Annotated in this window: 19 protein-coding genes, 1 tRNA gene and 1 pseudogene; 7 read left to right on the plus strand and 14 right to left on the minus strand. The window is 70.5% G+C overall.

The features are described 5' to 3' along the window. Positions 1-215: 215 nt before the first annotated feature. The 7 genes from pheA to OG210_RS14820 form a co-directional block, all read right to left on the minus strand. Positions 216-1151 carry a prephenate dehydratase gene (gene pheA / locus OG210_RS14790; protein WP_328328818.1) on the minus strand — a complete coding sequence of 312 codons (936 nt, stop codon included), beginning with the start codon at positions 1149-1151 and terminating at the stop codon, positions 216-218. A gap of 145 nt (positions 1152-1296) precedes the next feature. After that, positions 1297-2571 (minus strand): iron uptake transporter deferrochelatase/peroxidase subunit, encoded by a 1275-nt coding sequence (efeB, locus tag OG210_RS14795; protein WP_328328816.1) that lies wholly within the window; start codon positions 2569-2571, stop codon positions 1297-1299. 6 nt (positions 2572-2577) lie between these two features. Continuing rightward, positions 2578-4545, minus strand: coding sequence for a copper resistance protein CopC (locus tag OG210_RS14800; protein ID WP_328328814.1), 1968 nt, complete (start codon positions 4543-4545; stop codon positions 2578-2580). A gap of 12 nt (positions 4546-4557) precedes the next feature. Further along, positions 4558-5094, minus strand: a complete 537-nt coding sequence (locus OG210_RS14805; RefSeq protein ID WP_328328812.1) for a copper chaperone PCu(A)C — start codon at positions 5092-5094, stop codon at positions 4558-4560. Then, on the minus strand, positions 5091-5771 hold the full coding sequence (locus tag OG210_RS14810; RefSeq protein ID WP_328328810.1) for an SCO family protein: 681 nt from the start codon (positions 5769-5771) through the stop codon (positions 5091-5093). Before OG210_RS14810 ends, OG210_RS14805 begins: the two co-directional genes overlap by 4 nt. A 38-nt stretch (positions 5772-5809) precedes the next feature. After that, positions 5810-6628: a YcnI family protein gene (locus tag OG210_RS14815; RefSeq protein ID WP_328328808.1), complete on the minus strand. Its 819-nt coding sequence runs from the start codon at positions 6626-6628 to the stop codon at positions 5810-5812. A 107-nt stretch (positions 6629-6735) separates the two neighbouring features. Next, positions 6736-7563: a hypothetical protein gene (locus OG210_RS14820; RefSeq protein WP_328328806.1), complete on the minus strand. Its 828-nt coding sequence runs from the start codon at positions 7561-7563 to the stop codon at positions 6736-6738. A 383-nt stretch (positions 7564-7946) separates the two neighbouring features. Here OG210_RS14820 and OG210_RS14825 point away from each other — a divergent pair, with 383 nt between their 5' ends. Beyond that, entirely contained in the window at positions 7947-8420 is a 474-nt protein-coding gene (locus tag OG210_RS14825; RefSeq protein ID WP_328328804.1) for an ATP-binding protein, read from the plus strand. A gap of 98 nt (positions 8421-8518) precedes the next feature. On the opposite strand, the gene OG210_RS14830 is transcribed toward OG210_RS14825, so the two are convergent. Beyond that, positions 8519-10009 (minus strand): aminopeptidase P family protein, encoded by a 1491-nt coding sequence (locus tag OG210_RS14830; protein ID WP_328328801.1) that lies wholly within the window; start codon positions 10007-10009, stop codon positions 8519-8521. 129 nt (positions 10010-10138) lie between these two features. Beyond that, positions 10139-11794: a PP2C family protein-serine/threonine phosphatase gene (locus OG210_RS14835; RefSeq protein ID WP_371540297.1), complete on the minus strand. Its 1656-nt coding sequence runs from the start codon at positions 11792-11794 to the stop codon at positions 10139-10141. 517 nt (positions 11795-12311) lie between these two features. Here OG210_RS14835 and OG210_RS14840 point away from each other — a divergent pair. Continuing rightward, positions 12312-13031 carry a bifunctional DNA primase/polymerase gene (locus tag OG210_RS14840; protein WP_328328799.1) on the plus strand — a complete coding sequence of 240 codons (720 nt, stop codon included), beginning with the start codon at positions 12312-12314 and terminating at the stop codon, positions 13029-13031. 458 nt (positions 13032-13489) lie between these two features. Here OG210_RS14840 and OG210_RS14845 read toward each other — a convergent pair whose 3' ends face one another. The 3 genes and pseudogenes from OG210_RS14845 to OG210_RS14855 all read right to left on the minus strand — a co-directional run bounded on the left by OG210_RS14845 (position 13490) and on the right by OG210_RS14855 (position 16214). Then, complete coding sequence (locus OG210_RS14845; protein ID WP_328328797.1) at positions 13490-14473, minus strand: DUF5926 family protein; 984 nt, start codon at positions 14471-14473, stop codon at positions 13490-13492. 120 nt (positions 14474-14593) lie between these two features. Continuing rightward, positions 14594-15287: pseudogene (locus OG210_RS14850) on the minus strand (ATP-binding protein). 120 nt (positions 15288-15407) lie between these two features. Further along, positions 15408-16214: a glycerophosphodiester phosphodiesterase gene (locus OG210_RS14855; protein WP_328328795.1), complete on the minus strand. Its 807-nt coding sequence runs from the start codon at positions 16212-16214 to the stop codon at positions 15408-15410. 324 nt (positions 16215-16538) lie between these two features. Between OG210_RS14855 and OG210_RS14860 the strand changes: the two genes are divergently transcribed. Together OG210_RS14860 and OG210_RS14865 are read left to right on the plus strand one after the other, a co-directional pair. Next, positions 16539-17960, plus strand: coding sequence for a S1C family serine protease (locus tag OG210_RS14860; protein ID WP_371536938.1), 1422 nt, complete (start codon positions 16539-16541; stop codon positions 17958-17960). Positions 17961-18003: 43 nt separating this feature from the next. Beyond that, a tRNA-Ser gene (locus tag OG210_RS14865) sits at positions 18004-18088 on the plus strand. A gap of 76 nt (positions 18089-18164) precedes the next feature. On the opposite strand, the gene OG210_RS14870 is transcribed toward OG210_RS14865, so the two are convergent. Next, complete coding sequence (locus OG210_RS14870; protein WP_328328791.1) at positions 18165-19325, minus strand: phosphodiester glycosidase family protein; 1161 nt, start codon at positions 19323-19325, stop codon at positions 18165-18167. A gap of 220 nt (positions 19326-19545) precedes the next feature. Here OG210_RS14870 and OG210_RS14875 point away from each other — a divergent pair, with 220 nt between their 5' ends. Next, positions 19546-19983 (plus strand): DUF6344 domain-containing protein, encoded by a 438-nt coding sequence (locus OG210_RS14875; protein ID WP_328328789.1) that lies wholly within the window; start codon positions 19546-19548, stop codon positions 19981-19983. Between the two features lie 287 nt (positions 19984-20270). Here the strand turns inward: OG210_RS14875 and OG210_RS14880 are convergent, their stop codons facing one another. Then, positions 20271-21149 (minus strand): bifunctional DNA primase/polymerase, encoded by an 879-nt coding sequence (locus OG210_RS14880; protein WP_371536942.1) that lies wholly within the window; start codon positions 21147-21149, stop codon positions 20271-20273. A gap of 321 nt (positions 21150-21470) precedes the next feature. On the opposite strand from OG210_RS14880, the gene OG210_RS14885 reads away from it, so the two are divergent. Both OG210_RS14885 and OG210_RS14890 read left to right on the plus strand, forming a co-directional pair. Next, complete coding sequence (locus tag OG210_RS14885) at positions 21471-21776, plus strand: hypothetical protein (RefSeq protein WP_328328785.1); 306 nt, start codon at positions 21471-21473, stop codon at positions 21774-21776. Between the two features lie 278 nt (positions 21777-22054). Next, complete coding sequence (locus tag OG210_RS14890; RefSeq protein ID WP_328328783.1) at positions 22055-23260, plus strand: acyl-CoA dehydrogenase family protein; 1206 nt, start codon at positions 22055-22057, stop codon at positions 23258-23260. The last annotated feature ends 2 nt before the right edge of the window (positions 23261-23262 follow it).

Below are 23262 nucleotides of genomic sequence, written 5' to 3' on the forward strand. Positions count from 1 at the left end.
CCGGAGTGCGGAAATCAGGACGTACGACGATTACGCGCGGCGATTACGTATGACCATGACGTTCGGGGCACGTACGGCGGTCACCTCCAGCAGCCACCTACGACGGTGACGTCCAGCAGCCACGTCCAGCAGCCACGTCCGGCGTTCACGTACGCCGACATCAGGCCCGTCCAGGCCCGTTCAGGCCCAGATCAGGCACCCGGGTCAGGCCCAGGTCAGGCCCGGCCGTCCTCGCTGCGCGCCAGCCAGTCCGACGCCGCCACGAACTCCGCGTCCGATGTGCCGGACCGCAGTGCCCGCACGTCCTGCGCCGTCACCCCGGCCCGCGGGTACGAGCCGAGGAACCGCACCTCCGGGCAGCTCCGCTTGAGCCCCATGAGCGCCTCGCCCACCCGGCGGTCCGAGATATGGCCCTCGGCGTCGATGGCGAAGCAGTAGTTGCCGATGCCCTCGCCCGTCGGCCGGGACTGGAGCAGCATCAGGTTGACCCCCCGCACCGCGAACTCCTGAAGGATTTCGAGCAGTGCACCGGGGTGGTCCTCGCGCTGCCAGACGACCACCGATGTCTTGTCGGCGCCGGTCGGTGCCGCGGGCCGGGCGGGGCGCCCCACCAGGACGAAGCGCGTCTCGGCGTTCTGCGCGTCGTGGATCTCGGTGATCAGCGGTTCGAGCCCGTACGTGGCGGCGGCGAACTCACCGGCGAAGGCCGCGTCGTACCGGCCTTCCTGCACGAGCCGTGCGCCGTCCGCGTTGGAAGCGGACGACTCCCACACCGCTTCGGGGAGGTTGGCCCGCAGCCAGTTCCGTACCTGGGGCTGGGCGACGGGGTGTCCCGTCACCGTCTTCACCTCGCTCAGCTTCGTGCCGGGCCGCACCAGCAGCGCGAAGGCGATGGGCAGCAGCACCTCGCGGTAGATCATCAGCGGCTCGCCGCCCGACAGTTCGTCGAGGGTCGCCGTGACGCCGCCCTCGACGGAGTTCTCGATCGGTACGAGCGCAGCTGCGGCCTCCCCCGTCCGTACCGCGTCGAGCGCGGCCGGTACGGACACCATCGGGACGAGTTCGCGGGTGGCGGCCTCGGGGAGCGTGCGCAGGGCCGCCTCGGTGAACGTGCCTTCGGGGCCCAGATAGGTGAAGCGAGTGGCTGACATACGGTCACCCTAATGGGCCGAACGCCCCGCGTCCGGGGGCGCCGGACAGGAGCCACCGGGTACCGGCCTGTCGGCGCCCCGCCACCGCGTACCGCTCGGCGCCGGCCACCGCGTACCGCTCAGCGCCCGGCCGCGGGTCCTGTGCTCAGTGGCCTTCGAGGAGGCGCTGGCCCACGTACTCGCCGGGCCCGGCCGCGCCAGGTACCGCGAAGAGTCCGCTGGCCTCGTGCCGGATGAACGTGGACAGTGCGTCGCCGCGGTCCAGCTTCCGCTGCACCGGTACGAAGCCCTGTGCCGGATCGGCCTGCCAGCAGACGAAGAGCAGCCCGGCGTCCGGTGTGCCGTCCTGGCCGATCCCGTCGTGGTACGAGAAGGTGCGCCGCAGCAGCGCGGCACCGCCGTTCTGTTCGGGGGCCGAGATCCGGGCATGGGCGTTGTCGGGGATGACGAACTTGCCGTCCGGGCCGACCTTGGTCAGATTCATGGCGGTCGTCTCGGTGCCTCCTGTCAGCGGGGCGCCGTCCTTCTTCCGCCGCCCGATCACCTGCTCCTGTTTTCCCAGCGGGAGCTTCTCCCAGTCGTCGAGGAGCATCCGGATCCGGCGTACGACGGCGTACGAGCCGCCCGCCATCCACTCCGGCTGCGCGCCGGCGCCCTTGCCGCCGGCCGCAGGGACGAAGATGCGCCGGTCGAAGTCGCTGTCCGAGGGTTTGGGGTTCCCCGTCCCGTCGATCTGGCCCATCAGATTGCGGGTGGTCATCGGCTTGGCGGTCGCGCCGGGCGAACGGTTGAAACCGTTCATCTGCCAGCGGACCCGGGCCGCCGAACCCGCCTCGTTCTGGAGTGCGCGCAGAGCGTGGAAGGCGACGAGCGGGTCGTCGGCGCCGATCTGCACCCACAGATCGCCGTTGCTGCGCCGGGCGTCCAGGTGGTCGGAGGAGAAGTCCGGCAGCGGGTCGAGCTGGGTGGGGCGCTGCACGGTCAGTCCCGTACGGCCGAAGAAGGACCGTCCGAAGCCGAAGGTGACCGTGAGGGAGGACGGACCCGCGTCGAGCGCGATTCCGGTGTCGTCGGCAGTCGGCTCGCCCGCCATCATCCGCTGCGTACTCGCCGACCAGCGGCGCAGCAGCGCAGCGGCCTGGGTACGGCCGGCGCCGGCTGCCAGGTCGAAGGCGATCAGATACCCGGTGGACTGGGCGGGAGTGATGATGCCCGCCTGGTGCGCGGACCGGGTGGAACCGCTGGTCTTCCCCGGGCTGTGGAAGGCCACCTCGGTCGAGCCGACAGTCGTCAGCGCGGTCGCCGGAGCCGACTCGGCTGCCGCGTGCGCCGCGGCTCCGCCGGCGGCGCCCACCACGAGACCGCCCGCGCCCACAGCGCCCGCGGTCCCGAGCAGCCGCCTCCTGGAGATGTCGTTCATTGCTGGTCAGCCGATCTCCACCGTCTTGTTCACGGTGGTCTCGTCGATGTCGGAGGTCCGCACGGTCACCGCGACGTCCCACTTGCCCGCCATCGGGATCTGGACGCCGTCCGCGCTCCAGTGTCCGGTGAACAGGTGGTCGGGGACGACGGGCAGCGGCCCGATCTTCTTCGCCTTGAGGGTGAGGGCGATCCTCACCTCGGGGACGTCGTACGGCTTGCCCGCGGGAGTGTTCACGAAGAGGTGCAGTTGGTTGGAGCCACTGCGGCCCGGGGTGAGTTCGAGGGCCACCGTCCCCTTGCCCTTGGGGCCGCCCGTGTCGAACGGGAGGGTGATGTCGACCGGCCCCGAAGGCACCGTCGCCGCGGCGGATGAGGAGGAGTTCCGTCCGGCTTCCTCCTCGGTCCTGCCCGGCTCGGTGGTCGTCAGGACCGTCGTCACGGCCAGCAGTGCCACGGCGACCACGGTCTCGGCGAGCACCGACTTCCGGAGCCCGGTGCGGTGCGGGTCGGCGTCCCGTACCCGCTTCTCGCGCACCACGGTCCTGGCAGCCTGCTGCCGGGCGAGCTGGGCGGCGCGCTGCGGATCGGCGGGGACGGTGACCTGTTCCTGTTCCTGTTCCTGCTCTGCGGTGCCGGTGGCGCTGCCCTCAGCAGCAACAGCAGCTTCACCAACAGCAGCTTCACCAGTCGCAGCTTCACCCACAGCCGTCTCCGAGAGCCGCGCCGTCCAGCGCCGTGAGAAGAACGCGATGCAGACGACCACCGCGACGAGCCCCACCTTGACCATGAGCAGCTGCCCGTACCCCGTACCGAACAGTGCGGACCAGGAGCCGACCTGCCGCCATGACTGGTAGAGGCCGGTCGCCGCCAGGGTGCAGACGGCTGTGAAGGCGATACGGGAGAACCGCTGCACGGCGGCGCGTTCGATGGACGGAGTACGGAACAGGGCGACGAGCAGCGCGGCAAGACCGCCGAGCCAGACGGCGACCGCGAGCAGATGCACGATGTCGACCGGCATCGCGATCCCGGGCTGGAGGCCGACCGACGCGTGCTCGGTGAGCGCCCAGGTGGCGGCGATCCCGGCGGCGACGACGGTCCCCCCGAGGCCCAGACCGAAGGTGAGGTCCTTCCGTTCCTTCGCCGCTTCCGGCTCCGCGGAGGCCGTACGCCGGGCGTACGCCCCGAAGAGGACGGCGACGAAGACCGCGGAAGCGCCGAGCAGCAGCAGTCTGGAGACGAGCGCGGCGCCGGGTTTGGTCTGGAGTACGCCCTTGAGCGCGCTCAGGTCGAAGACGTCCGCGAGGTGCCCGGAGCCGGTGTAGGGGGCCCTGAGCAGCAGAAGGACGAGGGTGGCAGCGGTCAGCGTCAGCCAGCCGCGTACGACGAGCCGTTGCAGCGGCCGTTCGTTCGCCCCGCGCTGCCAGCAGGCGACGACGAAGGCGGCGCCGCCGACCAGGACGATGAATCCGGCGTAGGAGGCGTAGCGCGCGGCGCCGTAGAGGACACCGACGAGTCCGCCGCCGACCTTCTCGCCGGTGGCGGACACGGTGGTCTTGGACGGGGCGCCGATGGAGAAGGTGAAGGCCCCCGAAACGGGGTGGCTGTCGGCGGAGATGGCCTGCCAGGCGACGGTGTACGTGCCCTTCGCGAGGCCGGGGCGCAGGTCGACACCGTAGATGACGGTGCTGCCCTTGGAGAGGTTGCGGAGTCTGGCGGTGTCGGAGCGCTTGCCCTTCGGGTCGAGGACGCGGATGGACTTGTTGTCCATGGCGACCTGTTCGGAGAAGGTGAGCGCGACGTCCGCCGGAGCCTTGGCGACCACCGTTCCGGCTTTCGGGTTGCTTCCGAGCAGCGCGGCGTGCGCGGAGGCGGGGGCGGCCGCGGCGAACAGTGCGCCGAGGACCGCCGCCGCGACGAGCAGCAGCCGTACGAGCGGAAGACCGGAGCGCGGTGGAGCGGTGGTCGCCGTCATGGTGTCAGCTCCTCAACTGTGCTGCGGGTTGTAGGTGGGCTGTTTGACGGGAAGTTCGGCCTTGAGCACGCCGCCCTTCGCGAAGTGCAGCTCCACGGCCACCTTCTGGCCGCGCTTGGGCTGCTTCTTGAGGTGCATGAACATGAGGTGGTTTCCGCCGCGCTCCAGGTCCAGTTCGCCGTGGGCGGGGACCGGGAGCGACTTCACCGCGAGCATCTGCTGGTTCTTGGTCGTGTGCATGGTGATGTCGTCGGAGAGTCCGCTGGTGACGGAGGTGAGCCGGTCCGCGGTGGCACCGCTGTTGGTCACGGTCACGAACCCCGCGGCCATCCCGCTGCCGCCGACCGGCTCGGGCATGAAGGACTCGGTGACCTTCAGCTCGGGCTTGCCGCCGGCGCGGTTGTCGGCCGAGCCGGAGCCCGAGCCCGACCCCGAACCGGACCCCGAGCCCGACCCCGAATCCGATCCGGACGAGGAACAGCCGGCCAGCGCCAGAGCCGCAGCGGCGGCTATGGCGCACACGGCGGTCGCCCGCGTACGCCGGCTCACGGCTTCTCACCCTTGACGATCTTCGGGAGGTCCTTCGTGTAGTCCTTGACGGTGGCGTCCTCGCCGTACAGGAGGTAGCCCTTGTCCGTCTTCGGCGAGAAGGCGATGACCTGCGCCCCGTGCATCGAGACGATCGTGCCGTCCTTCTCCTTCTTGGTCGGGGAGATACCGATGCCGATCTGGCGGGCCCCCGCCTGGATCGTCTTGAAGTCGCCGGTGAGCCCGATGAACGACGGGTCCTGCGCCTTCAGCCACTTGCCGAGCTCGGACGGGGTGTCGCGGGCCGGGTCGGTGGTGACGAAGACGACCTGGAGCTTCTTCTGCTCGGCCTCGGGCAGCGCCTTCTTGGCCACGGCGATGTTGCCCATGGTCAGCGGGCAGATGTCGGGGCAGTGCGTGTAGCCGAAGTAGATCAGCGTCGGCTTGCCCTTCGTCTCCTTGCGGAAGTCGAACTTCTTGCCGTGCGTGTCCGTGAGGACGAAGTCCGGCTTCGTGAACGGGGTGTCGAGCACCGTCGCTGCCTGCGTCTTGTTCTGGCCGGAGACATCGGCCACCGGGCTCTTGCCGGAGCTGCTGCCGTTGTCGCTGCCGCAGGCCGCGAGGGAGAAGGCGGCCGCCACCGCGAGGGCGGCGGCCGTCAGCGACTTCTTGTACGTGCTGCGTGTCGTGCTGTGCATGGAGGAACGTCCCAAGTGCTGTGGAGGGTAGGGGCCCGTCAGGCGGTACGGCGGCGGCCGGCGAGGACACCGAAGGCGACGCCCGCGATGCCGATGACGATGCCGATGACCCCGAGGATCCTGGCGGTGTTGTCACTGCCGTCCGAAGACGAGGCGGTGGCAGTCTTGGCGGGCGCGCCGTTGCCGCCCGGTGCGGATGTGGCGCCGGACGCGCTGTCCGTCGTATCGGCGGCCGGGGTCAGCTTGAGCACCGGCGCGGGGTTCTGCGGCTCGGCGGCGCCCGGCTTCTGCTCCTCGATCCAGCGCACGACCTCCTTGTTGGAGTACGTCTGCAGAGCCTTGAAGGTCAGCTGGTCGGTGTTGGTGGGCAGCTGGCCGACGGACAGCGGGAACTGCTGGAACTGTCCGGGCTCGATCTTCCCCCCGGTCCAGGTGACCTTGGTGACCGCCTTGTCGATCTGCTTGCCCTCGATGGTCAGCGGCTTGGGCAGCTTCGACGTGGTGACGTCGACCTTCCAGCCCGGCACGGGCTCCGGCATCACCGAGGCGAGCGGGTGGTCGGCCGGGAAGTTGACCTCGACCTTGGTGGTCGACGCGTTGTCCTGCTCGTTGGGCACTTTGAACGCGATCGTCGCGTAGCCGCCCTTGGCCGCGTCGCCCTGCGGCTGGACGGTGACGTGCGCGAAGGCGGTACCCGACAGCAGCAGGACGGAGGTGGCGGCGATGCCACCGACCACGGCGATACGGCGGGTACGGCCGGGGCCCCGGCTCTCGGTGCTCTGGCCCTCGGTGCTCTGACTGCCGGTGCCCTGACGGGTGTTGCCCAGCAGGTCGGCGTTCAGCGGGTTGATGCTCATGAGGAACACACTCCACGGTGCGTAAGGAAGGGTGGCAGCCCGCGCGCCGGTGCGCGCGGACAGCACGGCACCCGCTCCCGTCGCTTCTCGCGTGGGGCGGTGCCGCGTCAGGCTGCGAACGCGTATGCGGCGGGCGGACCGCGCCTGATCACCGTGTGCTGGAGTGCTTCGCCCGCCGTCCACAGGGGCGCGGGGAGAGGTGCGTACCCGGCGCGCGGCCCCTGGGCGGGCGCTGCCGGTAGTCCGGAACGCAAGGCGCGTACCAGCGCGAGCGCGGCGCGCAGATTGCGTACGAGCGCCCCCTCGGCGACACCGTGCGACTGCCGGGTCAGCCGGAACAGCGCGATCTCGCCGCGCCGCAGCACCCAGCCGGTCGCCAGGGCTGCCAGCAGATGGCCGAGCACCATGGGAAGGCTCGGCAGCATGAAGAGGCTCGTCGAGGCCGCGCCCCCCGCCATGTGGTGCGGTGCGGTCTGGGCGGCGCTCGCCGACGGGTCGACGCCTGCCGCGGTGACGATGCTGTGGGCCTTGGCCGCGCTCAGCGGGGCGGCCCCGGCGCCGCAGACCAGCTTCCCCGCGAGCAGGACCAGGGCGGAGGTGTCGCCCGCGGGCTCGCCCGTACCGCCCGTTGTGGCCGTCGTGTTCATGGAGCCCATCGCCATGGCACCGTGCTGGCCGAGCCCGAACACGGTGTGCAGTGCGAGCTGGCCCACGGTCAGTGCCGCGGCGATGCCGGGCAGCGAGCGCTCCCGCCCGGCGAAGGGCGCGGCCACGACGAACAGTCCGGCGAACCCGAGTACCAGCGGCCACCACGGGACGGCCGCACCGGAGGCCAGCGCGTGTCCCACCCCGGCCAGCACGACGCAGACCGCGGTGAAGACCGCGGTCCTCAGGAGCCGTGGACCGGCTCCGGCGCGTACGGCAGAGGTAAGCATGGCCGGGCCATCATCGCACTGGGCCCGCGGCCCGCATACGGCAGGTCCGGAAGGTCAGCATCCGTCCCGGTGAGTCCGCGCGCGCCGTTGGAGGTCCCGGGACATGCCTGCCGCCGGCCCGCGAACGCCCCGCGATTCGCGTGCGGCACCCCAGCGCCGGACCTGCGGCAGCCCCGCGCGGGACCTGCGGACATCTGCGCCGGACCCGCGATGTGTCCACGCCGGACCCGCGATATACGTCCGCTCGCCGGACCTGCGATACACCTGCGCACGGGATACGCGCGTCCGCCGAATGAGCGTTATCACGTCAACTGTGTGCTTACGCCCCCCGTACCGCGGCAATACGTAACCGTAATGTCGAGCCGCAGCCAGGAGGCTGGAGCATGAGCATCTGGTGGTCTCTGCATTTGCGGCGTGAAGCCGCGAGCGTTCCGCTTGCCCGCCGTCTTCTGCTCGGTGCCATGGAGACCGCGGGCGTTGACCCCGACATCTCCTTCGATCTGTCACTCGCGCTCAGCGAAGCCTGTGCGAACGCGGTGGAGCACGGTGGAACCGGAGGACCGGGCGCCACTTCCCCGGGGTACCGGGTGACGGCGTTCCTGGACGGCGAGCGGTGCCGGATCGAGGTCACTGACTCCGGGCCGGGCTTTCCCGCACGGCAGAAGCGCCGCACCGCGCCGCAGAACGTACTGGCACACCCGACGGCGCCGGTCTCCGCCGAGAGCGGCCGGGGCCTGGGTCTGATCGCGGAACTCTCCGACCACGCCGATTTCCGCAACAGGCCGGGCCGCGGCGCGATGGTGCGCTTCGACAAGGTCCTGAAATGGCGCGAGGACGCGCTGCTCAGGGCCTCGTGACCGTACTGCTCTGAGCGGCGCGTCCCCGGCTCCTGCGGGTCTGTCGGGTTCTTCCGGGTCCAACGGGTCCATTGGATCTGTCGGGCCTGCCGGGAAGGTCAGCCCTGCTTGACCGAGGCCATCCACGCCTCGACCTCGTCCGCCCGGCGCGGTAGCCCCGCGGACAGGTTCCGGTTGCCGTCGGCGGTGACGAGGATGTCGTCCTCGATCCGGACCCCGATGCCGCGGTACTCCTCAGGCACCGTCAGGTCGTCCGCCTGGAAGTACAGGCCGGGCTCGACCGTGAGGCACATGCCGGGCTCCAGCGTGCCGTTGACGTACGCCTCGGTGCGCGCGGCGGCGCAGTCGTGGACGTCGAGACCGAGCATGTGGCCGGTGCCGTGCAGGGTCCAGCGGCGCTGGAGACCCAGTTCGAGCACCCGCTCCACGGGCCCCTCGACCAGACCCCACTCGACGAGCTTCTCGGCGAGTACGCGCTGGGACGCGTCGTGGAAGTCGCGGTAGGCGGCGCCGGGCTTGACGGCCGCGATACCGGCTTCCTGGGCCTCGTACACCGCGTCGTAGATCTTGCGCTGCAGCGCGTTGAAGCGGCCGTCGATGGGGAGCGTGCGGGTCACGTCGGCCGTGTAGAGGGAGTGCGTCTCCACACCGGCGTCGAGCAGCAGCAGCTCGCCGGGGCGGACGTCGCCGTCGTTGCGCACCCAGTGGAGCGTGGTCGCGTGCGGGCCGGCGGCGCAGATCGAGCCGTAGCCGATGTCGTTGCCCTCGACGCGGGCGCGCAGGAAGAAGGTGCCCTCGATGTAGCGCTCGGAGGTGGCCTCGGCCTTGTCGAGGATCTTCACGACGTCCTCGAAGCCGTGCACCGTCGCGTCGACGGCCTTCTGCAGCTCGCCGATCTCGAAGTCGTCCTTCACCGCGCGCGCCTCGGAGAGGAAGACGCGCAGCTCTTCGTCGCGCTCGGCGGTGACCTTGTCGGTCAGCGCGGACTCGATGTCCGCGTCGTACCCGCGGACTGCGCGGACCGGCCCGGTGGCCGCGGTCAGCGCGGCGGGCAGCTCGCGGACGTCCTTCGCCGGAATCCCGAGCAGCTGCTCGGCCTCGGCGAGCGAGTTCCTGCGGCCGACCCACAGCTCGCCCTGGCCGCTCAGCCAGAACTCGCCGTTCTCACGGTCGGAGCGGGGCAGCAGGTAGATCGTCGCGGTGTGCCCGCCGTCCGCGGCCGGTTCGAGGACCAGGACGCCGTCCTGCGTCTGGTCACCGGTGAGGTACGCGTACTCGCTCGCGGCACGGAAGGCGTACTCGGTGTCGTTGGAGCGGGTCTTGAGACGGCCCGCCGGGACCACCAGGCGCTCACCCGGGAAGCGCGCGGAGAGCGCGGCGCGGCGGGTGGCGGTGTGTGCTGCCTGGGCGATCGGCTCCAGGCCGTGCAGCTCGGTGTCGGCCCAGCCGGACTTCATGTTCTCGGCGAGCTCCTCGGACACGGCTGGGTAGAGGCCGTTCTTCCGGGGCTTGACGGTCTCCGCCGCCGGGGTCTCCGGGGATTCCGGGGTCTCGGTCTCCGGGGTCTCCGGTGTGAGCTCCTCAGACACGTTTCTGTCTCCTTGATACGACGCTGGGCCCCTTGATACGAAGCCGGCCCCCTCCATCGTACGGGTGTACGGAAGGGGGCCCAGTGCCGAAAGGCCTCTTACCCGGACTGCCCTGGACCCGGCCGGAGCTCAGTCGAAACGGGCCGCCAGAATCACCAGGTCCTCGGCGCATTCCTGCTGGTCGAGGCCTTCGGGCAGCAGAGTCCGCAGGACGTGGTCCGCGATTGCCGCAGGGTCGTCGCGCAGCGGTCGGGGCAGGTTCGCCGCCGCCGAGTGGAGCCGGGCGAACGCACGGTCCGTGGAGTCCCCGGTGCGGCGCAGCAGCCCGTCGGTGCAGAGCAGAACCGTCTCTCCTGGTGCGAGTGAGAACTCCACGCTCGGCGCTTCCCAGCAGGAGAGCATCCCCAGCGGCGCCGACAGCGAGGTCTCGACGAACTCGGTGCGCCGGTCGCCGATGATCAGTGGCGGGGTGTGGCCGGCGCCGGCCAGCACGATCTTGCGCTGTGCCGGTTCGCAGTAGGCGAAGAGCGCGGTCGCCGAGCGGGCGGGTTCGGTGAGCCGCAGCAGCAGTTCGAGGTCGGAGAGGACCGCCACCGGGTCCTCGCCCTCCATGACGGCGTACGCCCGCAGCCCGGCCCGCAGCCGTCCCATCGCGGCGGTGGCACCGGGGCCCGAGCCGGTGACCGATCCGACGGTGAGGCCGAGCGCGCCGTCGGCCAGCCGCAGCGCGTCGTACCAGTCGCCGCCGCCGCGCGGCCCGGTGCGGTGGCGGGCGGCGAGCCGCACTCCGGGCACCCGGGGCAGCCGGCGGGGCAGCAGTTCGTCGGTGAGGGTGGTCACCCGGGCGCGGGCGCGGGTCAGTTCGACCAGCCGGGCCAGGTGTTCGCTCGCGTACCGCGTGTAGAGGCCGACGAGACGGCGGTGGCGTTCCGCGGGTACGGCGGGTTCGTCGTAGAGCCAGACGGCCGCGCCGAGCGGCCCGGCCGTCGCGGCCGAGAGCGGGACGGCGTAGCTGGCCGCGTAGCCGACGCGGGTGGCGACCTCGCGGTGGCGCGGGTCGAGTTGCTTGTCGCCGAGGATGTCGGGGGTGGCGATGCCGCCGGCGGGGGCGGTGTCGGCGCCGCTCTCCCCGCTGGTCCCTGTGCTGCTCCCCGCGCTACTGCCTGCGCTGCTCCCCGCGCTGTTCTGCGTGCCGTTCTGCGTGCCGTCCTCCGCGCCGGAGCGTGCGCCGGGGGGCGTGCCCGTGCCGTCGCCTTCGAGCATGCGTCCGTACGCGGTGATGCTGCGAGGAACCGTTTCGATGTGGCCGAGTTCGGCGTGGGTGAGCCCGAGTCCGACGGTGCGGGCGGGGCAGGGGCCGTACGCCGCTCCGTCCGGTGCCGGGGCGCCCGCGGGCTCCAGTACGACCAGGCCGCGGCGGGCGCCCACCAGTGAGGCGCCCGCCCGCAGGAACTCCTGGAGCGCGTCGTCCAGGGTGCTGGTGGCGGCCAGCCGTTCGGTGAGTTCGTGCAGCGTGGTGAGGTCGAAGACCCAGCCCGCCAGCCGGTCCTGGATGAGGGCGCCGGGGGCGGCGGCAGGTACGGGGGCGGGGAGTGGTGCGGCAGTGTGCGCGGGGGCCGGAACTGTGGAGTCGATTCCAGCCACTTTCGGCAGGTGAGGTGCGCTCATGGCAGCCGGCTTTCTGACTGGTGTGTTTCGCTCAATAGCATCGCAAACCCTCATGTCATTCTGCGTAGCTATCAATGGATCCACATGTACACGCAGAAGCGAGGAGATGTCCAGCATTGTCCCCTTGGGGTCCCTGGTGTCCACGGGAGGAAACTGTCTCCCTCCAGTAGATAACCAACTTGGCCGGAAAGTGCCCCCCTGTGCGGCTATTTGATGTCGACTGAGGTCGTTCGGCAGAGCGTCACACCGACTGCGGTGGGTACGTAACCGGTGATGACCAGGGGCAGTTGACTCGGCCCCGGAACCTGGCGGCAGGCCTGCGCGTCTATACCGCCGTGGGTCGCGCCTCAGCCCCGAATGGCGGGGTTCGCACAAGCGGCACAGTGGCACAGCGATTCAGCGGCACGGCGATTCACCGGCACAGCGCACAGCACAGACAGCAAGCACACACAGCACGGGACAAGTACGCGCCACGCACGCGCCACCCCTGGCCATGCTTGAGCAGTGAACTCGGACCAGGCTCCGCCCTGCCGGTCATCAACACCGCAGGCCAGCAGCGTGTGTACGTACCGTCACGCGACGTATCCATGGCGCGATGCGGACCTCGGCGTTCAACGGAAAGGAACGAGCGCTCATGCGCGAGATCCTCGGAAGGCGACGCGGACTCCGGTTCCGGCGCAGCGGGAGGCACGCCCAGCTCGATGCGGCGCTGACCTGCGCAACCGGCTGGCAGTGGCCCGTCGTTCCCGGCGTGGGGCACATCGCCTCCGCCGGCCGGGAGCGCAGCTGCGGCTGCCCCGACCCCGAGTGCGTCGTACCCGGCGCACACCCCTTCGACCCGGGACTCCTCGCGGCGACCACGGACGAGCGCATGGTGCGCTGGTGGTGGACCAGCCGTCCCGACGCCCCGGTGGTCATGGCGACGGGAGGCCGTGCGCCGTGCGCGCTCAGTCTGCCCGCCGTCGCGGGCGCACGCGCCCTGGTGGAGCTCGACCGGATGGACCTGCGGATCGGGCCGGTCGTGGCGACGCCCACCCGCTGGTCGCTGCTGGTCGCCCCGTACTCGCTGGAACGGCTCGGCGAACTGCTGCACGCCAAGGACTGGGTGCCCAGCTCGCTGCGGTTCCACGGCGAGGGCGGCTATCTGGTGCTGCCGCCCTCCGAGACGGGCAAGGGTCCTGTCTGGTGGGAGCGGGCTCCTTCCCCGGCGGCACGGTCGCTGCCGGGTGCGGGAGGCTCCGTCGGTGCTCGCGGTACGGCGGCGCCCTGGCTGCCGGATGTCGAGGCGGTGGTGGACGCGCTGGTCGAGGCGAGCACCGGCGCTCCCGGTGGCGGCAGCAAGCTCGCCTACTGACGGCCGAGGGGCGCACCGCACGCGTACACCCGCACGCGTGCACCCTGGTGCGTACGCCCGTATGCGTACGCACCGTGAGGGCGCCGGGCGGCCGGACCGTGGTGCCGGCCCGCGCGGTCGGCTCCGCAGGAAGGACTCGCGCCCCGCGTGAACCGGCGTGCGGAACGCGCACGGAGTGCGGAGCCAGCGGCTTGTGTCGCGGGGGCGGGCGGCGCCGGGGCGGCGCGCTGCGGGTCTGCTCCGGAAGCAACTCCGCGCTCCCCACCGGGCATTGACAACCCGGGCATGGAAGGGCCCGGCCGTTGGCGACGGGGGATGCACCAACGACCGGGCTACTAGAACGGTAACAAGAGATCGGCGGTTCGCAAATTCGATCTCATGTATTCGGACAGCGACTTACCCGCGCGTACGGGCAGTTGTGACTGGAGTCACCTGCTGTTCCGTCCGGCTCGTCACTCTCAGCTGAGCGTCACTTGGCGGTTGGTGAGACCGCCGCGGGCCCGGCGCTCCTCCGGAGTGAGCGGAGAGTTGGCGGCCAGAGCCCCGGCGAGCCGTTCCGCGAACTCGGCCGCGGGCTTCTCGCATTCCTCGGCGTTCATCGCGCTCGGCAGGTCCCAGACCGGCACGGTGAGCCCGTGCGCCCGGAAGGACCCGACCAGCCTGGTGCCGGCGCCGAGCGAGGAGGTGCCCGCGGCGTGCAGCCGGGCCAGGGCGTCCAGCAGCTGCTCCTCGGGGTGGAGCATCACCCAGCGCAGATGGTTCTTGTCGGGGGTCTCGCACCAGTACGCGGAGTCCACCGAGGCGAGCCGCACGGTGGGGATGACCGCCTCGTTCGCGCGCTCCAGCGAGGCGGAGACCTCCGGGGTGGCGTTCTCCGAGTCGGGCACCCAGAACTCGAACCCGGGGTGCACCACCGGCGCGAAGGGGGCGCCTGGGTCCAACAGGTCCTGGAGCCGGGGCCCGTCGGGTGCGGCCTGCCGGCCCGCGACCGGGGTGCCGGGCTCGGCGGCCAGTGCCCGCTGGAGGGTGTCGGCCAGGTCGCGGCTGAGGTCGCCGGACGGGGTGTCGTTCTGCAGGCCGAGCAGGACGGAGCCGTCGTCACGCCGCAGCGCGGGCCAGGCCATCGGCAGCACGGTCGCGAGCGTCACGGACGGCACGCCGTCGGGCAGCCCGCCCTTGAGGGTGAGCTCCACGGTCGCCGCCGGCACCAGTTCGCGCAGCGCGACCCAGTCGCCCTCACCGGGCAGACCCTCGAAGGGGCGCTGGACCAGCTCGGCCACGGCATGTGCGGCAGCCCGGCCGTGACAGGCCTTGTAGCGGCGGCCGGAGCCGCAGGGGCAGGGCTCACGGGCCCCGACCACGGGGACGTGCTCAGCGGCGCCTGCGGAGCGGGCCCCGTTGGTTCCGTGAGGGGCCTTCGTCTGAGGACGCTTCTTCGCCATGGTGCGGCTCTCTCCCGACTGCGCTGGTCCTGTGTGTGGCGCGAGCCTATGGGATGTCCGCCCGATCGTGCGGGGGCTCACGGAGACCGGACCGCCGCTCCCCACCCGTCCGGCGCCGGATCAGTCGACTCCGTCGAAGACGTCCGGGACCGAGACGTCAGGGAAGTCGGAGACCTCGGCGAACTCCGGGAAGCCCGCGACAGCCGGCACGGCCGACGCGGCCGGGGCCGGGAAGTCCCGCCCGCCGGTGGGCCTGCCGACGGGCCCGCCGACGGTGAAGTCCTCGCGACGCGCCTCGGTGAGGAGCACCCAGACGGTCACTTCGCCCGACGCGTTGTCCCGTACGCCCCACTCCTGGGCCAGCGCACTGATGATGTTGAGTCCGCGGCCACCTCGTGCCGTGACCGACGGAGTGGCTGGAACCGGTCGGGTCGGACCGCCCCCGTCCGTCACTTCCACGGTCAGTCTGCCTGCCTTGTCCACGCGCCAAGCAGCCCGGACGTCGCCGTCGCCGATCTCCGTCCGGCCCAGCGGCCTGCCGTGCCGGCAGGCGTTGCTGAGCAGTTCGGAAAGGATCAGTACGGCGTCGTCGACGACCGAGTCGGACACCCCGGTCCTGCGCAGCTGATCGCGCATCCGGTGTCTCGCTTCTCCCACGCCCGCAGGGCCATGGGGTACGGCCATGCTCGACGACGCGGGCACTTCCTGTGCCACCACCAACGCCACCCCCGAGACCTCCTTTGCCCCCACGCCACCGATTGGATGCCCCGGTGTACTGGACCGGAAACCGGCCAAAGGGGGCCCGGTGACGCACTCGACGTGCTCGAATACGGACCGAACGCGCCGGTGCACTCCCTGTGACAGCATTAATAGGGATTGAATCGGATTAAAAGGGACTAGTCAGCCACAGGGTGCCAATCATGACTAACCAGCGCTAAAGGCGGCCCAGTTGGGACAGAACCTGCTTCGGGCGGTTGGTGATGATTGCGTCCACGCCCAGCTCGGCGCAGAGCGCGACGTCCTCGGGCTCGTTCACGGTCCACACATGCACCTGGTGCCCGGTCCGGTGCAGCCGCTCGACGTAGCCGGGATGGTTGCGCACGATCCGCATACCGGGACCGGCGATCCCGGCACCGGCGGGCAGCCGGCCGTCGCGCAGCCGCGGTGAGAGGAACTGCAGCAGATAGACGGTGGGGATGGCGGGCGCGGCGGCGGCGACCCGGTGCAGCGAGCGGGCCGAGAAGCTCATGATCCTTACGGGCGACGAGTCGCCCGGCGACGGCGAGTCCAGGCCGAAACGCGCCAGCGACGCGAGCAGTTTCTCCTCCACCTGGCCGGCCCACCGGGTGGGGTGCTTGGTCTCGATGGCCAGCTCCACCCGGCGGCCCGAGTCGTGGACCAGCTCCAGCAGCCGGTCCAGGGTGAGTACGGACGTACTCTCCCGGTCCCAGTCCGGGGACTCCTCCGGGTCCTTCCAGTCCCGCCAGGAACCGAAGTCGAGGGCGGCGAGATCGGACAGCTCCAGAGCGGAGACCGCACCGCGGCCGTCGGACGTGCGGTTCACCCGGCGGTCGTGCACACAGACGAGATGGCCGTCGGCGGTGAGCCGCACGTCGCATTCGAGAGCGTCGGCGCCGTCCTCGATGGCGCGCATGTACGCGGCGAGGGTGTGCTCGGGGGCGTCCTCGGACGCCCCACGGTGAGCGACGACCTGGATGCTGTGCTGTCGTACATGGGTCACCGCGTCATGGTGCCACCGTGGCGGGGTAGGAGGACGCAGAAGAGTGTGGGCAGGTGTGTGAAGGTGCGGGCGGCTCACCCCTCTCATGCTTCTCATCCGAAATAAAGGATGTGCGGGGAGCGGGCGGGGAGAAGGTCAGTGGGACAACCCGAAGGACAACCGCAGAACGACGCAGTAGAACGACCCAGCAGGACGACCCACTGATAAGCCGAAGACGCACAGCTCCCGTTTACAGTGCCCCGACGTGCTGTGGGAAAAGCTGTCCGCAGACACTTGCACAGCGGGACTCTGACCGAGACGACGTGGAACCGAGGAGAAAGAGCTGTGAGCACCGAGAACGAGGGCACCGAGGGCACGGCGGCCGAGACCGCACCACCCGCCCCGTCCGCACCTCCCGTGCCGGTTGCCGCTCCTGAGGGCACGCCCGCTTCCGCCACCGAAGCCACTGCGCAGCTCCCCGGGCCGGTGCCCACCGACGCGCCCGAGCCCGTCCGGGCCGCGGACGCCGGCTGGCCCCCGCCGCCGCCGTCGTTTCCCGTGTACGGGGGCGGCGGCAACGGTGGATACGGGGAAGGCGGCGGCCCCGTATGGGGTGCGCCCGTACCGGCTCCGCCCGCCGCGCCGAAGAAGCGCGCGGGCGGTCTGATCGCAGCGGTGGTCGTCGCGGCGCTGGTCGCGGGCGGTATCGGCGGCGGCATCGGGTACTTCGCCGCCGAGCACAGCGACAACGCGACGGGCTCGACGACCGTGTCGGCGCCCGGCAAGGCGCAGGACGTCAAGCGCTCCCCGAACACCGTGGCGGGCATCGCTGCCAAGGCGCTGCCGAGCGTGGTGACCATAGAGGCGAAGAGCGGCAACGGCGACGGCGGCACGGGCACCGGCTTCATCTATGACACCCAGGGCCACATCCTCACCAACAACCACGTGGTGGCGGAGGCGGCCGACGGGGGCACCCTGACGGCGACGTTCTCCAACGGCAAGAAGTACGACGCCGAGGTGGTCGGCCGGGCGCAGGGTTACGACGTGGCCGTCGTCAAGCTCAAGAACGCCCCCTCCGGGCTGACCCCGCTGGAGCTCGGCAACTCCGACCAGGTGGCGGTCGGCGACTCGACCATCGCGATCGGTGCGCCGTTCGGCCTGTCCAACACGGTGACGACCGGCATCATCAGCGCCAAGAACCGCCCGGTCGCCTCGGGCGACGGCTCGGGCAGCAAGGCCTCGTACATGAGCGCCCTGCAGACCGACGCCTCGATCAACCCGGGCAACTCGGGTGGCCCGCTGCTCGACGACCGCGGCGCGGTCATCGGTATCAACTCGGCCATCCAGTCGGCCAGCAGCGGCAGCCTCGGCGGCGACTCGCAGGCCGGCTCGATCGGCCTGGGCTTCGCCATCCCGATCAGCCAGGCGAAGAACGTCGCCCAGCAGCTGATCAAGACAGGCGAGCCGGTGTACCCGGTGATCGGCGCCACGGTCGCGATGGACGAGCAGGGCAACGGTGCCAAGATCTCCGACCAGGGCGCGAGCGGCACGGCCTCGGTCGCGGCCAACGGCCCTGCGGCCAAGGCCGGCCTCAAGCCCGGCGACGTGATCACCAAGCTGGACGGCACGGCGATCGACAGCGGCCCGACCCTGATCGGCACGATCTGGACGCACAAGCCGGGCGACAAGGTCCAGCTCACCTACAAGCGCGACGGCAAGGAGCACACGGTCGAGGTCACCCTGGGCCAGCGCAAGGGCGACAGCTGACGCGCTAGTCTGTTTCCCGCATCACCCCGACGGGGTGATGCGGGGTGGGTTGCCCGAGCGGCCTAAGGGAACGGTCTTGAAAACCGTCGTGGCGAGAGTCACCGTGGGTTCAAATCCCACACCCACCGCTTGCAGGTCGAAGGGGCGCTCCCGTTCACGGGGGCGCCCCTTCAGCATCCCTCTCCACCGTGGGCCTTCTCCCCCTCAGCGCGAGTAGACCGCCACGAAGTCCCGCGTCGCCTGGTTGTAGTAGCGCTCCGGCGGGTTCTCGAAGTCGAGGATGTTCGTCGGCTTCGGGTTGGCGGGGTCGGCCTTGCCGTCGTAGCTCATGAAGGACGGCCAGGCGCGGTTCATGTCGAGCGGCATCGCGCGTACGGCGCCGGCGCGCTGCATCAGGTCCGCGAGCGTGTGGGCCGTCAGTGCCTGGCCGACCACCATGATGACGTCGCCCTTGGCGGTGACACCCACGCCCGAGCGCTCCACGAACATCTTGCTCTGGTCGGTGGCGCCCCACTTGGAGTCGCTGTCGATGTCCGGGACGACCTTCCCGCCGTCGACCATCAGCTCCAGGCACTGGCGTACGCCGACGACGTCCGGTGTCATCCGTACGTCGCGGCCCCAGACGCCGAGCTTGATCGAACCGTCGCGGTAGAAGACCTCGGAAGCGGCGCCGTTGCGGAGCGATCCGGCGGTACGGCCGTTGAGGTAGAAGCCACCGTTGGAGCCGCCGTCGGTGATCTTGAAGCCGCCGTTCCAGGTGGCGACGAGTCCGGTGCGCTGTCCCTTGGGGATGTTCGGCGGCACCGAGAAGGTGCCGCCGGGCTCCCGTACGCCCGGGTGGAGCTGAAAGCGCGCGTTCTTGGTGTTGATCCAGGCGACGGCCGCCTCGTACGACGTGTGCGACGCGTCGGGCCGCACGTACGTCCCCTGCACGATCGGCCGCCCCTTGCTGTCGCTGGCCAGCGTGCGGTAGACGCCCTCGCCCTTGAGCGCCGGTGAGACCATCGGGCGCATCGGGGTGCGCAGTGGTACCTCGGGGTGGGCGCCGCGCGGGGGCGCCTGGGCGGCCGCGGTCTGGTTCATGCGGGCCTGGGCGTCCGCCGACAGGGCGCCGCCGACCTTCGGTGGGTCGAGGTCGTACCTGATGTTCTCCAGCTTGTCGACCACAACGCCCAGGTAGTGCTCGCGGGCCCAGCCCGCGAGCCGTGCTGCCGTGCTGTCGTCGCCCGGGTAGGTCAGGGCGCTGCTCACGGACCAGCCGAGGGCTCCGACGCAGGCCAGGAGGGCCGCGAGCACCGCGCGGGTGGCCTTCCTGCGGGGGCGCAGGCGGCCCTTCCGGGGGCCGGGATCCGTTGCCTGGGACATGACGCTCCTTCGCCTGACACGCACACATCTGACATCCCATCGGAACCCGTCAGCGGAAATCTGCCCACCCGGGAGGGGCCAACCGGGTGGTGTTCATCCGAAGAACACCACTTCCTGTGCGTTGGTCCCTGTCTGTCCGGACCCCATCCGCATCATGTGAAAAGTACGTAGAACGTCCCACCGTAAAAACCGCTTCACATCACAGAAATGAGGGGTCGTCATGACCAGCCAGGCCAAGAAGGTGTGGGCCGCCTTCAGCACCGCGTTCTTCGCGCTCGTCGCGATGCTCGGATTCTCCACTTCGGCTCGCACGGCCACCGCGGCCGTCCCTGCCGGGGCCCCCGCCCCGGTCCCCGCCGACCTGGCGGGCCGCACCGTCCGTACGACGGGTATCCCTGCCGTACGAACGGCTCCGGATGCCGCGGAACCGGCACCCGCAGCGCCGGCACCTGCGCCGGCAACCGTCGAACCGGCGCAGATCGCCTGGTGGGCGCTGCCCAAGGACCGTGCGCTGCCCCCGACCATCAAGCAGCGCATCCGCGCCGAAGCGCACGGATCCACGCCCAGCACGCGGCACCTCCCGCTCGACACCGACGCTTCGTCGGAGGACGCGGTCACGGACGCGGCGGTCGGTGAAGCGGTTCTTCAGCCGGCCTGATCGTGCGACCGATGCCGTGGGTCCGACCGAGCCGCACCGGCTGCCGGGACCGCACGGATCGACACGGAGGTCGCGCTGATGACCGAGGCCCTACTGATGACGAATTGCCGTACTGATCAGGCAGGCCGTACTGGTCACGCAGGCCGTACCGATAATTCAGGTCACGCAGGCCCTACTGATCATTCACGTCACACAGGCGGTACTGATCACGCAGGTCGTGCAGGTCGCACTGATCACGCCGGCCGCACAGGTCAGACAGGCCGCACAGGTCAGACAGATCGCACAGGTCACACAGATCGCACCGATCGCGGTGCGGGCATCGTCAGGCGGGCTGCCGAGGCGATGGTGGCACGGGCTTCATGCTCGGTGAGTCCGGTACGGACAGCCGCACGAGTGAGCCGGTCGGCGAGTTGGTCGCCGAATCCGTTCTCGTAGGCGCGGCAGGCAGCCCAGAACAGACGGGTGTTGCGCTGCCCCTCATGGGCGGCGAGTACGAAATGCACCAGGCCACGGCCTTGAGTGGGCCGGCCGGTGGAGTACGGGGAACGCGCGGGAGGCGTGAGCAGACGGAGCAGAGTACGAGGACAGGGCGCGGGCGAGAGATGTGCCGTGCCGGGCGCGAGGCGGTAGACCCCGTGGGCCGTGAGTGAACCGGGCCCCACGAGATAACCGCCGGCGCCCCGGACGTCGATGCCGGGAGCGAGCCGGCTCACCGAGTTGGGGACGACCCTGTCGGGTGGTCCGGTCAGCCAGAGGTGGCTGCCGCCGCTCGGGGTGAGCACGGTGACGGTCTCCGGGATCGTGAACAGATGCTTGAGTGCGAGGCGTTGCAGAGCGGCCGTGGAGTCGGTCTCCGCCTTGGTGTCGAGGTCGATGCCGATCAGATGGTGCGGCGGCCGGCCGCAGGCGATGCCGTAGCCGGTGGCCCAGGGGGCGGCGGCGAACAGCGCGCGCACGGCTGCGGGGTCGGCCGTGGCGTCGTGGACGCCGTGACCCGTGCGGCCGCAGGCGCCGCGGCAGCGGACCGGGCCGGCCTCCCCGTGGTGCGGCGAGGGGATCGCCGGGAGCTTGGTGCGGGACAGGGGGATGACGGGGAGCCCGAGCTCGGCGGCGGAGAGCGCGTGGGCGAGGGCCAGGGTGGCGGAGTGCCTGTCGATGGCAGCCATGCGTTCATTATCGTCCAGGTGTTCGAATGAAGAAAGTGGGGCGAGGAGCTCTTTCGCGCCCACCCGGAAGAAGTGCAGGAACGCTTCACCTCCTGGGGCGCCCGGGTTCTGAGCGTGAGGGCCCTTCGTTGCGCAGGTTCGTGACATGTTGGGGGTTTATCGACTTAACGTCACGCTTGCGAGGGAATCAGGTCTTCCAGGCTGGTTCAGCGGGGGTCCGGTGGGCAACTCTGATCTTGCGACAGTCGTGAACCACTTCACCGGGGCGGTCGGCCAACTGCCTCGGAAACAGCCGCACTTCTGGTTCCTGGAGGAAATGACATGGCACACATCCGTACCGTTCGCGTCCTTGCCGCCGTCGCCGCCCTGCCGCTGGCAGCGGCCCTCTTCACGGGTGTGGCAACCGCGGACAACGGCGCCGTCGCGGGCAGCGGATCCAACGCCAGTGTTGCCGGGGTCGTCGGCAGCGGCGTCGGGCACAACAACAACGGCAACTCGACCACCACGCAGCAGGTTGCGACCGGCTCCGGGGCGTCGAACCAGAACAGCACGGCCAGTGTGAACGGTTCGGCGTTCACGTCGATCGACCAGGCCCACTACACGGTGAACTTCAGCCGGCTCTGGTGACATACGGCCCGATGGGGGTCGGGGGTGTGGGGGCCGTGCGGGAACCGCACGAGTACTGCACGGGGTGAATGACGGTCCGGGCGACGGTGCTGAGGCATCGCCGCCCGGACGGCTTTCCGCATTCTGCGGCGGCAGTTGCGGTCTGGCTCCGGCCCTGACGCCGGGCTCCGGGTCTGGCGCCGGGCTCCGGGTCCTGGACCGGACTCCGGGCTTGACACCGGACAGGTATCTGACGGACAGTCAGAAACCCTGATCCGGATGCCCGGGAGGCCGCCGACGTGCACCTCGCCCCTACGGAACGGCAGTTGGAACTCCGTGCCGAACTCCGTTCCTATTTCAGTGAAGTGATGCGCCAGGGGCCTGGCGGCGACTCCCCTCCGGGCGCCGGCGACCCTTCTCCGGATGCCGGCGCCCGTTCTGCGGGGCAGCAGCGGGCGCTGCTGCGGCGCATCGGTGCCGACGGAATGCTGGGGCTCGGGTGGCCAGTCGAGTACGGAGGCAAGGGCCGCGGGCCTGATGAGCAGTTCGTCTTCTTCGACGAGGCGTACCGCGCGGGTGCGCCCGTTTCCATGGTCACGCTGAACACCGTCGGGCCGACCCTGATGAAGTACGGGACGCCCGAGCAGAAGGACTACTTCCTGCCGCGCATCCTGACCGGCGACGTCGTCTTCGCGATCGGCTACAGCGAGCCGTCGGCCGGTACCGATCTCGCCTCGCTGCGCACGCGCGCGGTGCGGGAGGGCGACACGTGGGTGATCGACGGACAGAAGGTCTTCACGTCCAACGCCCAGAACGCCGACTGGATCTGGCTGGCCTGCCGGACCGATCCGGATGCGCCCAAGCACCGCGGCATCTCGATCATCCTGGTGCCGACCGACGCCCCCGGCTTCTCGTGGACCCCGATCGAGACGGTGGGCGGGCAGACCACGACCGCCACGTACTACGACGGGATCCGGGTGCCCGTGGGGAACCTGGTCGGTGTCGAGAACGCCGGCTGGAAGCTGATCACCAACCAGCTCAACCATGAGCGGGTGGCGCTGGCCGCGATCGGTATGCAGGCGGAGGACGCCTACGCCGAGGTCCTGGCGTACGCCCGCACACCCGATCCGGACACCGGCGCACGACCGGCCGACCGCGCGTGGGTCAGAGCGCGGCTCGCGGAGGTGCACGCCCGGCTCGCGGCAGTCAGATTGCTCAACTGGCGGCTGGTCGGGGACGTCGGGGCCGGGACTCTCGCACCGGGTGATGCGAGTGGGGTCAAGTTTCTGGGAACCGAAAGCGCCGTAGAGGTGTATCGAATGTGTCAGGAAATTGCGGGGGAGACGGCGTTGATCCGGGCGGGGGCTCCGGGGGCGTTCGGGGACGGGGAGCTGGAGCGCATGAACCGGGCCGCGCAGATCAACACGTTCGGGGGCGGGGTGAGCGAGGTGCAGCGGGAGATCGTCGCGACGATGCGACTCGGGATGAGGAGCCGGAAGAGGTGAGT

It is taken from the genome of Streptomyces sp. NBC_00466 (assembly GCF_041433995.1).
In the GTDB taxonomy this organism is placed as follows: Bacteria; Actinomycetota; Actinomycetes; order Streptomycetales; family Streptomycetaceae; genus Streptomyces.